Source organism: Paenibacillus sp. LS-5, from assembly GCF_056121505.1.
Genome location: NZ_JBWAVA010000002.1, coordinates 503,552 through 515,502, shown reverse-complemented (window position 1 = coordinate 515,502; position 11,951 = coordinate 503,552). Strand labels below are relative to the sequence as shown.

The 11,951-nt window shown below is 52.5% G+C and carries 16 protein-coding genes; all 16 read right to left on the bottom strand.

The window, feature by feature from the left end; all coding sequences use genetic code 11:
- The coding region (gene xseA, locus AC0MA3_RS05645; RefSeq protein WP_474655431.1) for an exodeoxyribonuclease VII large subunit at positions 1-863 on the bottom strand (863 nt) is incomplete at its 3' end.
- A gap of 9 nt (positions 864-872) precedes the next feature.
- Positions 873-1,736, bottom strand: coding sequence for a bifunctional methylenetetrahydrofolate dehydrogenase/methenyltetrahydrofolate cyclohydrolase FolD (folD, locus tag AC0MA3_RS05640; RefSeq protein WP_379161954.1), 864 nt, complete (start codon positions 1,734-1,736; stop codon positions 873-875).
- Positions 1,737-1,799: 63 nt separating this feature from the next.
- The gene (gene nusB, locus AC0MA3_RS05635) at positions 1,800-2,249 is read right to left on the bottom strand and encodes a transcription antitermination factor NusB (RefSeq protein WP_379161951.1); all 450 of its coding nucleotides are present in this window, start codon (positions 2,247-2,249) and stop codon (positions 1,800-1,802) included.
- Positions 2,250-2,446: 197 nt separating this feature from the next.
- On the bottom strand, positions 2,447-2,680 hold the full coding sequence (locus AC0MA3_RS05630) for a DUF2273 domain-containing protein (protein ID WP_379161948.1): 234 nt from the start codon (positions 2,678-2,680) through the stop codon (positions 2,447-2,449).
- A gap of 15 nt (positions 2,681-2,695) precedes the next feature.
- Entirely contained in the window at positions 2,696-3,235 is a 540-nt protein-coding gene (amaP, locus tag AC0MA3_RS05625) for an alkaline shock response membrane anchor protein AmaP (RefSeq protein WP_379161945.1), read from the bottom strand.
- A gap of 73 nt (positions 3,236-3,308) precedes the next feature.
- Positions 3,309-3,725 carry an Asp23/Gls24 family envelope stress response protein gene (locus AC0MA3_RS05620; protein ID WP_379161942.1) on the bottom strand — a complete coding sequence of 139 codons (417 nt, stop codon included), beginning with the start codon at positions 3,723-3,725 and terminating at the stop codon, positions 3,309-3,311.
- A gap of 115 nt (positions 3,726-3,840) precedes the next feature.
- The gene (accC, locus tag AC0MA3_RS05615) at positions 3,841-5,184 is read right to left on the bottom strand and encodes an acetyl-CoA carboxylase biotin carboxylase subunit (RefSeq protein ID WP_379161939.1); all 1,344 of its coding nucleotides are present in this window, start codon (positions 5,182-5,184) and stop codon (positions 3,841-3,843) included.
- A 56-nt stretch (positions 5,185-5,240) separates the two neighbouring features.
- Positions 5,241-5,747 (bottom strand): acetyl-CoA carboxylase biotin carboxyl carrier protein, encoded by a 507-nt coding sequence (gene accB, locus AC0MA3_RS05610; RefSeq protein ID WP_379161936.1) that lies wholly within the window; start codon positions 5,745-5,747, stop codon positions 5,241-5,243.
- A gap of 179 nt (positions 5,748-5,926) precedes the next feature.
- The gene (locus AC0MA3_RS05605) at positions 5,927-6,817 is read right to left on the bottom strand and encodes a SpoIIIAH-like family protein (RefSeq protein ID WP_379161933.1); all 891 of its coding nucleotides are present in this window, start codon (positions 6,815-6,817) and stop codon (positions 5,927-5,929) included.
- 116 nt (positions 6,818-6,933) lie between these two features.
- Positions 6,934-7,578, bottom strand: coding sequence for a stage III sporulation protein AG (gene spoIIIAG, locus AC0MA3_RS05600; RefSeq protein WP_379161930.1), 645 nt, complete (start codon positions 7,576-7,578; stop codon positions 6,934-6,936).
- 30 nt (positions 7,579-7,608) lie between these two features.
- A complete protein-coding gene (gene spoIIIAF / locus AC0MA3_RS05595) occupies positions 7,609-8,400 on the bottom strand; it encodes a stage III sporulation protein AF (RefSeq protein WP_379161927.1) in 792 nt (263 codons plus the stop codon).
- 77 nt (positions 8,401-8,477) lie between these two features.
- Positions 8,478-9,731 carry a stage III sporulation protein AE gene (gene spoIIIAE / locus AC0MA3_RS05590; RefSeq protein ID WP_379161924.1) on the bottom strand — a complete coding sequence of 418 codons (1,254 nt, stop codon included), beginning with the start codon at positions 9,729-9,731 and terminating at the stop codon, positions 8,478-8,480.
- Between the two features lie 51 nt (positions 9,732-9,782).
- Entirely contained in the window at positions 9,783-10,172 is a 390-nt protein-coding gene (spoIIIAD, locus tag AC0MA3_RS05585; RefSeq protein ID WP_039875230.1) for a stage III sporulation protein AD, read from the bottom strand.
- Positions 10,173-10,181: 9 nt separating this feature from the next.
- The gene (gene spoIIIAC / locus AC0MA3_RS05580; protein WP_020426549.1) at positions 10,182-10,385 is read right to left on the bottom strand and encodes a stage III sporulation protein AC; all 204 of its coding nucleotides are present in this window, start codon (positions 10,383-10,385) and stop codon (positions 10,182-10,184) included.
- 13 nt (positions 10,386-10,398) lie between these two features.
- The gene (gene spoIIIAB, locus AC0MA3_RS05575; RefSeq protein ID WP_379162531.1) at positions 10,399-10,917 is read right to left on the bottom strand and encodes a stage III sporulation protein SpoIIIAB; all 519 of its coding nucleotides are present in this window, start codon (positions 10,915-10,917) and stop codon (positions 10,399-10,401) included.
- Positions 10,910-11,914, bottom strand: coding sequence for a stage III sporulation protein AA (spoIIIAA, locus tag AC0MA3_RS05570; protein WP_379161919.1), 1,005 nt, complete (start codon positions 11,912-11,914; stop codon positions 10,910-10,912). The genes spoIIIAB and spoIIIAA overlap by 8 nt, the downstream gene beginning before the upstream one ends.
- Positions 11,915-11,951: the final 37 nt, after the last annotated feature.

Below are 11,951 nucleotides of genomic sequence, written 5' to 3'. Positions count from 1 at the left end.
CGGCGCAGCAGCCCTTGGCGCAGGCGCTGCTGCGCCGTGCGGAGCTGCGCCGCCAGCTCGGCGGCGTGCGGCACAGCCAGCTCGGCCGCCGCCGTCGGGGTTGCCGCCCGAAGATCGGCGGCGAAGTCGGCGATCGTGAAATCGGTCTCGTGGCCTACGGCCGAGATGACCGGAATGCGGGAGGCCGCAATCGCGCGTGCTACGGCTTCCTCATTGAAAGCCCACAGCTCCTCAAGGGAGCCGCCCCCGCGGCCGACAATGAGCACATCGGCTTCGCCCATGGTGTTCAGGTGCTCGATGGCCTTCACAATGGAAGGCCCTGCACCTTTCCCCTGTACCAGAACAGGATACAGCACAATAGCAACCTGCGGAAACCGCCGCTGAAGCGTGATGATAATGTCCCGTACGGCTGCGCCTGTCGGAGAAGTTACTACCCCTATGCAGCGGGGAAACCGCGGGAGCGGACGTTTGCGTGCCGCCGCGAACAGGCCTTCCAACTCCAGCTTGTTCTTCAGCTGTTCATACGCCAGATACAGACTGCCGATGCCGTCAGGCTGCATATGAGTGGCATAGAACTGGTACTGCCCGTCCCGTTCATATACAGTCACATTGCCTCTGGCGATCACCTTGGTCCCTTCCTTAGGGGTAAAGGGTAACCGCTGGTTATGGGAAGCGAACATGATCGACTTGATCCTGCTGCTCTCATCCTTCAGCGTAAAATACATATGACCGCTGCCATGGTGGGTAAAATTGGAGATTTCCCCGCGAACCCATACATCGGAGAGCACCACATCCGAATCCAGCTTCATACGGATATAACGGTTAAGCTCCTTGATTGAATATACCTGCCGCTCTGCCGCCATGGGCGCTACCTATTCCTTATCCAGGCCGCGCCGGCGTTTGGCTGCAGTCAGCGTGTTGGCCATCAGCATGGTAATGGTCATCGGTCCTACACCACCAGGTACCGGGGTAATGTATCCTGCTACTTCCTTCGCGCTTTCATAATCCACATCTCCAGCCAGCTTGCCGTTGTCCAAACGGTTCATACCTACATCGATAACTACCGCACCCGGCTTCACAAAAGAGCCGTCAATGAAGTTAGCCCGGCCAATCGCCACAACCAGAATATCTGCCTGGCGGCTTAGTTCAGCCATATTCGCAGTCCGCGAGTGGCACATGGTTACCGTAGCATTCTCGCGCTGGAGCAGCAGGGATACCGGTTTGCCGACAATGTTGCTGCGTCCGATGACAACCGCATGCTTGCCGGACATTCCTGTGCCTGTACGCTTGATCAGCTCGATTACACCTGCAGGCGTGCAAGGCAAAAGACTATCATCCCCAATAACGAGGTTGCCGACATTGATCGGATGGAAGCCATCTACATCTTTCTGCACAGCAATGGCATTAATTACAGCCTTCTCGTCAATATGCTTAGGAAGCGGCAACTGAACCAGGATGCCATCAATTTCATCCCTGCGGTTCAACTCAGCTACAAGTGCCAGCAAATCTTCCTGGCTAGTCGCAGCATCCAGTCTATGCACTTCGGAATGGAAGCCCAGCTCGGTGCTGGATTTCTCTTTATTACGGACATAGACCTGAGATGCAGCATCTTCACCAACGAGCACAACAGCAAGACCAGGCTTTACGCCCCGTTCGGCTAATAAGGCAACTTCCCGGGCAATGTCGATACGAATTTCGTCAGATACTTGTTTACCGCTGATGATTGCTGCTGTCATGTAATTCTCTCCCCTTTATCTATCCTGAAATATGATCTGCAAATCCATCACTTGATTATAATCCTACAGGTCGGTCTTCAGCGTATCAATCTCCTGAATCATCTTGCCAAGCACACCATTAACAAATTTACCTGAATCCTCTGTCCCAAAATGTTTGGCCAGATCAATGGCTTCATTGACAGCAACCTTGGCTGGCACATCATTCCCAAAGACCATCTCAAAGGTGGCAAGGCGGAGAATCTGGCGGTCCACCCGCGACAGACGGCTCATCTGCCAGCCTTTCAGGTAATGCTCCAGCATATCATCAATGGCCATCTTATGTTCCCACACGCCGTTCACATGCGCTACTACATAAGTCTTCAGCTCAATTTCATCTGTAATCACACGCTCGGTCTCATTTTCTTCCGAAGCTTCAGCGATCAGCATTTCTACCGCTTCTGCACTTTCCACTTCATTCATTTCCATCTGATACAGGCTTTGGACAATAATCTCTCTTGCTAAACGTCTTTTCATGTGTTCCTCCTACAATCTTATCTGGATTGCTTATATTGGTGTTTCATTGTTTCTTCTTGCAACTATTGTAAGCTTAATGGAGCAGATTCTATCCTCTCTGAGAGCCGCTGCTGCAAAAAAAACCGCGTGGCCCTCCTTCCGGCATCAGGCAACTCATACATACGGGTTCCAGGCTCCGGAAGAAAAGCTATCGCGGTTCATTTGAAGGGGCGCCAGCGTCCGGACAACCTCTCTATCAACTCCTGCCACTGAAACAGCGGGGGCTGTGCGGTGTCCTTTCTTTTGCCAAGCGTATAACCTATGAACACAACCAGTGCAAAGAACAGCATATCCCAAAAACCGCTAATTAAATAAATCAACCCGAGAACGACACCGAAGGTGACTCCGGCAATTCTACCCCCGTGACTTTCCCATACTGCTTTCCACGACATAAGGGAAACTCACCTCTATTCCACTCGACTTTTGAAGCTTGGAGACTGTGTGAGGTTAGCAATGTATACTGAGACGTCCGCAACCGGAATTCCGGTAGTATCCTGCACAAAATCATGCACCTGCCGCTGAACCTCGGTGGTCAGCAGCGGAAGAGAATGCTCTCCGTCCACCACTGCGCGGATCATAATCTCAAGGCCTGCCTGTGAGACACGGATACGAGACTTCAGGTCTCTGATGCCTTTGACTTTGCCGGCAGCCTTCAGGCTCAGGTTCTCAATGGTTTCCATGGAGATCTGAATATCCCCGTACTCTGTACGCTGATCGACTGAAGGCATGGAAGCCCGGTCACGGCGCAGCGAGATGTAGAAGAAACGGATGCTGAGCAGGAACAGAATAACAGCCACAACGATGGCGGCGATATAGGCCTCAGGTTTGTCCAGCATGTCAAAAGAGTCCGGAATGGCACCGCTTAACAGGAGGATGGCAATTACAGATAATATTCCGATGCATAAGCTGTAGAGGAACAGCAGGAGCCTGTCCAAAATTTTTGCCACGAGTCTCATAACCTCCTTAAATTAGAGTAAACCCTCGACGGTGCTGTCGGGGGTTTATGGAAGAAATCTGTCTTTATTTCACGCGGAGAACCGCATCCGTTTCTTCGTTCTTGTCTACAGTAGTGTTGCTGCGGAACTGAACATCATGAATATGCACATTCACTTCAACTACCGTCAGACCGGTCATGGTCTCGATCGAACGCTTCACGTTGCGCTGAATTTCAGCAGCCACTTCAGGAAGACGGTTACCGTACTCGATAATTACGGATACGTCCACTGCAGCTTCGCGTTGTCCAACCTCAACCTTTACACCTTTGGAGAGGTTCTTACGGCCGAGGAGTTCAACGATGCCTCCGGCAAATCCGCCGCTCATGCCTGCTACGCCTTTTACTTCCACGGTTGCCAAACCTGCGATCACCTCAATCACTTCAGGAGCGATCTGGATTTCACCGATTTCCGTACGTTCGTATTCTGTCGGCAATGTACTCATTGTGGACTCACACCTTTCAAAGAAAAGTTGTTCAATATTTCAAGCGCCAAGCACGTCTCTTATTAAACATACTATATCATTTGGCGAACTTTATGACAAACAAAGCACAGCCGTCCTAAATTTCATATTCTTCCAGGAATTTAATATCAAAATTACCGTCCAAAAACACCGGATGCTCCAGTAATTTCTGGTGGAATGAAATCGTGGTATGTATGCCTTCCACAGCAAATTCGGAGAGCGCACGCTTCATCTTGGCGACAGCTTCCTGGCGGGTCGGGGCCCATACAATGAGTTTGGCAATCATGGAGTCATAAAAAGGAGAGATTGTGTACCCCGGATATGCTGCGCTGTCCACCCGTACTCCCAAACCTCCCGGCGGCAGGTAAAAGCCGATTTTGCCCGGTGAAGGCATAAAGTTCTTATCGGGATCTTCAGCATTGATGCGGCATTCAATCGACCATCCATTGATATGAATGTCTTCCTGGGTAAAGGACAATGGATTGCCTTCCGCAACAGAGATCATCTCTTTGATCAGGTCTACACCTGTGACCATTTCCGTTACCGGATGCTCGACCTGAATGCGGGTGTTCATTTCCATGAAATAAAATTGTCCATCCGGTCCAAGCAGGAATTCGAGCGTACCCGCACCAGAGTAATTCACGGCTTGTGCGGCACGTACAGCAGCCTGGCCCATGGCATCGCGAATCTCCTGAGTCAGAACCGAGCAAGGTGCTTCTTCAAGTAACTTCTGGCGGCGGCGCTGTACGGAACAGTCCCGTTCACCTAGATGCACTACATTGCCATGGTTATCGGCAATAATCTGAATCTCTACATGCTTCATACCCGTCAGGAATTTCTCCAGGTATACCCCGGCGTTGCCGAATGCCTTTTGCGCTTCCTGCTGGGCAGCTGTAATCTGCTTCACCAGAGACTCTTCATCCTCGGCAATGCGGATACCCTTGCCTCCGCCGCCTGCAGTTGCCTTAACGATAATCGGATAGCCGATATCGCGTCCCAACATAACGGCTTCCTCAATATCGCCCACAAGCCCGTCTGAGCCCGGAATAATCGGAACGCCTGCCAGCTTCATCGTTTCCTTGGCTACTGCCTTGTCACCCATGCGGGTAATGGCATCGGGCGAAGGACCGATAAAAGTGATGTTGCAGGATTCACAAATCTCCGCGAAATCCGCATTCTCGGCCAAAAATCCATAACCGGGATGAACAGCGTCACACTCCGTCAAAGTGGCCACACTCATAATATTGGTAAAGTTCAGATAACTGTCCTTGGCTGGCATCGGGCCAATGCAGTACGCTTCATCAGCTAGCCGGACATGAAGTGAATCCCGGTCAGGCTCCGAGTATACCGCAACGGTGGATATGCCCAGTTCACGGCAAGCTCTGATAATGCGGACCGCGATTTCACCACGGTTGGCAATCAACACTTTTTGAATGTTCATGCATTTCCTCCCAAAGTTTAACGAAGCTTGCTAGCTCCTCATGATTCTCGCGGCTGTTACTCCGGTTTCACCAGGAACAGCGGCTGTCCATATTCAACAAGCTGGCCGTTCTCCGCGAGTACGGACACGATCTCGCCTCTAACTTCCGCTTCCAGCTCATTCATCAGCTTCATGGCTTCAATGATGCAGACCGTTGACTTCTCACTAACCCGGTCGCCCACATTCACAAAGGATGGGGTCTCTGGCGAAGCGGCACTATAAAAGGTCCCAACCATCGGGGAGACAATTTTATGCAGTGTGCCTTCAGTGGTGGCGGGTTGCTGAGCTGCTGCGGGAATTTCAGTCACTGCAGCAGGTACAACATACTGCTGGGTATGCGCCTGAGGGGCTTGCGTAAAGGGGTAGGCATAAGGAGTCGCCTGAATCGCCATTCCGTCCGTTTCAGAGCGGTCCGGTTTGCGGATCGCAAGCTTCATTCCTTCGCTTTCAATCTCCAGTTCGTGTACGGAGGAGGTTTGGTCCAGTAATTTAATCAATTCCTTAATCTCGCTTAACTTGAACATTCAATAGTTCACTCCTTCAGCTTTCTCTCGAAGCCACAAGCAAAAAAGGCTTCTCCGTTCTTCTCAGGAAGCGTATTCCAAGATAACTTTATGTATTATATCACAAACGCTAGAAATGGAAAGAGCCCGGGACAACCCGAGCTCTTTCGGCATATTCTGTTATTTTTCTCAAGCGGATATTATTGCTCGGATACATATTGGACTCTGATCTTATCCTGTGTGACGCTCAGTTCCTTCATGACTAGGTCAACAATTCCAACGGCTTGCTTCACATCAAGCTTGTCACTGAGGACTACAACAGTATAATTATCGCCGGATTCCTCTTTGACGATAGCTTCACCATACTTTTGCTGCAGCTGATCTTCAATGCTGGTGATTTTGGATTCTTTTTCTTCAAGCTTGTTTAGTTGCTCACTGGCTGCCGCATTCTCAGCAGGGGTTTTATCCATATCATTGATTGCGGCAAGCAGATCATTCTGGTTCTTCAGGTTCTTCTGCTCACGTTCATACAGGTAGTTGTTGAACAGGCTGCTGGCCGAAACACTTTGTGAAGCCACTTCATCCAGAATTGCGGCATCGTCTTTGGCTGGAGTCTTTTCTGTAGCGGCGGCTGCAGTGTCTTTGTCTGCTTTGGAGTCTTTTTTGTCTGTCTGGGAGGCTTTTGCGGTTTGGTCTATGGTCTGATCCGCGGTCTTATCCGGTTCTGCTGTAACCGCATCTTCTACGGCATTGCCGGCACTGGCAGATGTGCTGTCTTCGTCTGTTACCGCAGCCGCTGCCTTGTCACTATTATCTGGAGCTACGGCTGCACTGCTGTCATCCTTCGCTGCGGCATTGGCCGCATCCTCGCTAACCCCTTGCGTAGTGACTTCGTTGATGACCAGTCCGCTGTCCAGAGCAGGAGACTGGGCTCCATCGGCTCCGCCTTTTATGTTATCCACCTGCACACTGCCAGCCGTTTCCTTGGGAATGGAAGCTCCAGAATCTTCTGTGAATAAATAGTAAGCCGAGAGAACCACCATCAAGCTGAGCATGGAAACCAACCAAATTGTCTGCCGTTTGCCCTTCATTTTTAATTCCTCCTAAAAGTTTTGTTAGCATATACTCCCTGGATTCACTTCGTACAAAACTCGCTCCGGAAGCATACGCTTAGTTTATTAGCATGCACTTCATACGAATGAATTTGCTATTCCTGCTTGCGCGGAACTACGGAAATCCGGTAGCTGGGCACGTTCAGGCCTTTTTCGATCGCTTCTTCAATCAGACCTCTGACGATTTTGTTCTCTGCGCCTTTGGCCACAACCAGCACTCCGCGCACCTGGGGTTTGATCCGCTTGGTGATAATCGGGGTTTCATCACCCGACTGGCTGTAGGTGACAATTTCTCCATCCCTTGTGTACTGGGTAGTATGACGCTTGCCCCCGCTGGCATCCGTCTCTTCGCTCTGCTGCTGTGAGTCGTTCATATTGCGCTGTACCACGATTTCCTCTGTAGAATCTACAGTAACCATAATGTCCACTGTACCGACGCCGACGATTTTCTCCAGAATTTCTTTGGTGCGGTTCTCCAATGCCTGCTCAATGCTGTCAAAAGAACCGGAGGCTGCTCCGTCTCCCTGCTGCAATGCCGCCTGTGAGCTTTCGATCGTTGGGGGCGGCTCACGCCCCGTATTCTCGCTGTCCAGCTTCTTCACATTTACAAAGGAGTTGAACAGCATAATTGCAGCGCCGAGCAGTCCAAGAATGATCAGCCAGCGGAAAGTATGACTCCGCTTCGGACTGCCGGAACCGCCGCCTGCCCATTGCTCCAGTTTTTTCAGCCAGTTGCCCATCTCTTATCCCTCCTGCAGAATTGCCTGGGTTTATAGTTTTGCTTCCTCGGAACTGCTCCTCTGCACCTGAATGACTTCGCGGCTCAGATTCCAGTTCTGCTCCAGCAGCCTGATGACCGACTCGTCCTGATCTTTGTCCGTTCCCTTACCCGCAGCGGTAGTGCCGTCTGCAGGTACATCAGCCGGGGAGGCTGCGGATGCAGCGGCAGATTCAGCTTCGGGATCAGCGTCCAAGTTAACCTGTACCGGCTCTACCGGCGGGATAATAATCGGCTCCGCGGGCAAGCTGTCTGTGGCGCCCGCTTGCGTTCCGCTGCCACTTGAGGCAGCAGGGACAGCATCCGGAAGGAAAACCTTCACCGATGCAATCACTGGTACCGCTTCACCTCCGGCACTTTCGGAGGCTTTTCCCATCCCCAGCGTCACCGTAACCTTAGCTCCCTGAACCCCCGTGCTCCCGGCAATCTGGTCCCGCATCTCTCCTGCTACCTCCTCCGCAGCAAGCTTCAGGCTCTGCTCCTGTACTCCTGCGGCCAGCATCCGTCCGTCTGCCAGAATCTTCTCCAGGGAACCGGCACCTTTTACTGCTCCCGATAATACTCCGCCATTCTTCTCCTGCTGGTTCAGGGCCAGGCTAAGCTCCCCGGTGACATCGCCCTTCAGCAGGGTCACAATTGGACTAAGCAGGGTCAGCAGGACCAGGAGGCTGAGCACCAGCCTGGCATACCGCTCCATGGATTTGCTCGGCAATAGCATTTCCACAAAAGCAGCCAGCAGGACCACCAGAATAAGCTCCCTGAGCCAACCGCCCAACCAGGTCATCGTCTTTCCTCCTCGTTCTGTGCAGCACTGCATCCTGCAGTAACCTTTTTACATAACAGCAGCGAATCTATACAGCATCACCTCATCATGACGGTGACATTTCCGGCGGTCAGCATGATGGTGACCGCCAGGAAGAACATGAGCGAAACGGCAGCAAGTGCGGCGAACACGTAGATCATGCTTTTGCCGATCGTTTGCAGACAAGCAACAATCGGAGTATCGCCCAAGGGCTGCATGACAGCCGCAGCCACATTGTAGATGAGGGCGAGCACGAGTATTTTTATGGCCGGAAATGCGCAAAGGAACAAAATGATAATGACACCCGAAAGCCCAATGGCGTTCTTCACCAGGAGCGATGCAGAAATCACCGTATCGGTGGCATCCGCGAACATTTTGCCGATGACCGGCACGAAATTTCCCGTAATGTATTTGGCGGCACGGAGAGTCACTCCGTCCGTTACTGAGCTGGTAATTCCCCTTACAGAGATGACTCCCAGGAACACCGTCAGCAGCACACCCAGCAGTCCGGCACCAACATTCCGCAGCAGATTGGCGAGTTGGGTCAGTTTGTATTTCTCCGACATCGCACTCACCAGATGCAGTACCGCCGAGAAGAAGAACAGTGGAAAAATCACAGTGTGAATGAGCGTGCTCACGGTATGGATCATGAATACAATCAGCGGGTGCGTGACAGAGACGGTCACGATATTCCCCATCGATGCCAGCAGTGCGAATAACAGCGGAATCATGGCCATCATAAAGTCAGTCATGTGGTCTATGGCATCCTTGGCATATCCTATAGCTACATTAAAACTATTAACGGCAATGACCAGCACAACCATATAACAGAGCATATAGGCGATTTTGCTGACCGATTTGCGTTCAAAGGCAGTCTGCAGCGTCTCCAGAATCATGCTGAGCACACTGATCATAACGATCGTAACCAGCAGCTTGCCATTAAAAAGCACCTCATGCCACATGTAGGAGGTCAGCCCGGACAGCACGCTTTTGAAGCTTAGCCCATTGTCACCCGGCAGAAGCATATCCATCAGCGAAGGCGTTGCACCTTCCGGAAAAAATCCCCCATAGTCCTTCATCAGCTGATTCCAGTAGGACTCCACCTCACCTGTGGGCAGGTTCTCTACCTGCCCTTTAACCCAATGATCTACCGGAGAGGATGAGCCTCCCTGGCTAGAAGGCTGTGAAGATGGAACCGGCGACGGAACTGTGGCGGCAGCGAATGCCGTTCCTGAACACCACAGCAGCAGGCAGGACAGCAGGAGCAGGAGGGTGGCCAGTCTTGGTGGCCGAAAAACATTGCGCGCACACATACCTTTTCCCCCCGCCCTGTTTCTAACTTTTCTTCCTGCCCTAATGTTTGTTCAAGCCGGCAGAAGCTTCATTACTGTCTCGATAATAATGCTGATAATCGGCACGGCCAGCACCATGATCAGCACCTTACCGGCGAGCTCAATTTTGGAAGCAATCGATTCCTGACCGGCATCGCGCACAATCTGCGCTCCAAACTCAGCGATATAGGAAATCCCGATGATTTTGAACACGGTTTTGATGTAGATCATTTCCATTCCCGAAGACTCTGCCACCCGCTCCAGCGTCCCCAGAATCGTTCCGATCTTGCCGATCAGGAACAGGAAGATCAGAATGCCTGCGGCAGTGGTCAGCAGAAAGGCGAACATCGGCTTTTGTTCCTTTAATACGAGTATTAGGACAGTCGACAAGAGCCCAATTCCCACCACTTGAATGATTTCCATAGCCTTGGCCTATTGAAAAAGAAAAATTGTTTTGATTTCCTGGAGCAGGCCGTCCAGCATGCGGATGACCATAAACAGCACGATGATAAAGCCGACAATGGTTACCCAGTGGGCGATGTCTTCCTTGCCCATTTGCTTAAGCACCGTGTGGATCATGGCGATAATGATGCCGATGCCGGCTATTTGGAAGATCGCGTTGACTTCAATATTCATTCCTGGCACCTCGCTAAAAGATCAATATGACGATCAATGCTCCAAGCAGCAGACCCAGGCTTTTGCTCATTTTTTCATATTTGCCCTGATCTTCCCTGGCCACTGTCTCCTCCTGTTTCAACTGCTGCAAAGCGAGCGCAATATGGGTGCTCTGATTCGACCTGTCGCTGGTGCCCAGCGTACAGCTGAGTTGCCGGAGGATTTCCCTCTCCGTCCCTTTCAGCGAAGCCGCCTTCCAGTGCTCCTCCATCGCCTTCGTGATCGCTTCCTCGGCGCTGCGGTCCAGCGGGGGGCTCATCTCTACAGCCGCAGTAGTGAAAAATGCTTTCAGCGGCTCCTTCGACTGGACTCCGATCCGGCGCAGTGCCTCCGGCAGCGGAGTGTAGCCGTACTGGATCTCGGTCTCCAGCCGCTGCAGGGCTGCGATGAGTCCTCTGATATGCCTTGGCCTGTCTGCGTACTGGGCAGCCCGCTTGAAGCCGGCCATCGTGCCTGCAAGAACAATTAGCACTGCTCCGAAGAGCTTAAGCATGGCGTTCACCGCCAAGCGCTTCCCCGGGCGGGACCAGCAGCAGGCTGCGCTTCTGCCCGTCCAATATCCGGAAGGTCAGTCCCGCCTCTGTCCGGTGAAGAATGACATAACGCTCGAACATCCGGTGCTCCAGCAGTGCACCTAGTCCAGGCCGCCGGGCCAGCTCGGACACTTCTTTGCCATGGGCTGAAGCAACTACCGAGATGCCTGCGTGCAGCGCCTCGGTCACTGCTTCGGCATCCTCAAGGCGGCCGATCTCATCCGCGATCAGCACATCGGGTGAGAGCGAACGGATCATCATCATCATGCCTTCAGCTTTGGGGCACCCGTCGAGGATGTCCGTCCGCGGCCCGACATCAAAAGCGGGAATTCCGCGCCGACTACCGGCGATTTCGGAGCGTTCATCGACAATGCCAACCTTCAGGCCCGGCCGGTTGCCCTCGCGCATGTTCTTTCCGCCTGTTGAAATCTGCCGAGCCAGATCTCGCAGCAGGGTGGTTTTGCCATGCTGCGGGGGCGAGAGAATCAGCGTATGCATAATCCGCTGCCGTCCCTTGTCGAGCAGGTAAGGCAGTACACCATCGGCAAGGCCCTGCATCTCCCGTGCGATCCGCACATTGAAACCGGTGATGTCGCGCAGATGCTCTACCCCCCCGCCGCTCAGCACAGTCCGCCCAGCCAGTCCGATCCGGTGCCCGCCAGGGATTGTAATGAACCCTTTACGAAGCTCCTCTTCCATGGTATAGAGCGAGTGATTGCTGATCAGGTCCAGCAGACGGTGCGTATCTTCCCGGTCCGGCTTGTACGCTTCTCCGGGATTCAGTGTCAGGCTTCCGCCCGCACCGAGAAAATGGTATTTGCCCCCGGAATAATTCACCTCCAGCGGACGCCCTTCGCGAACACGGATCTCCTCCACCTTTTCAAGCAGCGACGCAGGCAAGCCCCGCAGGAGCGCTCTTACTTTTTCAGGAAACAATTGCAGCCATTCATTAGCCATACAGAGTACCCCCAAGTTGTCCTCTACTTTAATAGCT

Coding starts and splice junctions, on each gene's coding strand:
- spoIIIAF (WP_379161927.1), bottom strand. CDS start 8,400: ATGACCTGGTTGGGCGGTTGGCTCAGGGAGCTTATTCTGGTGGTCCTG.
- spoIIIAD (WP_039875230.1), bottom strand. CDS start 10,172: ATGGAAATCATTCAAGTGGTGGGAATTGGGCTCTTGTCGACTGTCCTA.
- spoIIIAB (WP_379162531.1), bottom strand. CDS start 10,917: ATGCTTAAGCTCTTCGGAGCAGTGCTAATTGTTCTTGCAGGCACGATG.
- spoIIIAC (WP_020426549.1), bottom strand. CDS start 10,385: ATGAATATTGAAGTCAACGCGATCTTCCAAATAGCCGGCATCGGCATC.
- spoIIIAG (WP_379161930.1), bottom strand. CDS start 7,578: ATGGGCAACTGGCTGAAAAAACTGGAGCAATGGGCAGGCGGCGGTTCC.
- spoIIIAE (WP_379161924.1), bottom strand. CDS start 9,731: ATGTGTGCGCGCAATGTTTTTCGGCCACCAAGACTGGCCACCCTCCTG.
- folD (WP_379161954.1), bottom strand. CDS start 1,736: ATGACAGCAGCAATCATCAGCGGTAAACAAGTATCTGACGAAATTCGT.
- AC0MA3_RS05630 (WP_379161948.1), bottom strand. CDS start 2,680: ATGTCGTGGAAAGCAGTATGGGAAAGTCACGGGGGTAGAATTGCCGGA.
- spoIIIAA (WP_379161919.1), bottom strand. CDS start 11,914: ATGGCTAATGAATGGCTGCAATTGTTTCCTGAAAAAGTAAGAGCGCTC.
- accB (WP_379161936.1), bottom strand. CDS start 5,747: ATGTTCAAGTTAAGCGAGATTAAGGAATTGATTAAATTACTGGACCAA.
- accC (WP_379161939.1), bottom strand. CDS start 5,184: ATGAACATTCAAAAAGTGTTGATTGCCAACCGTGGTGAAATCGCGGTC.
- AC0MA3_RS05620 (WP_379161942.1), bottom strand. CDS start 3,725: ATGAGTACATTGCCGACAGAATACGAACGTACGGAAATCGGTGAAATC.
- nusB (WP_379161951.1), bottom strand. CDS start 2,249: ATGAAAAGACGTTTAGCAAGAGAGATTATTGTCCAAAGCCTGTATCAG.
- AC0MA3_RS05605 (WP_379161933.1), bottom strand. CDS start 6,817: ATGAAGGGCAAACGGCAGACAATTTGGTTGGTTTCCATGCTCAGCTTG.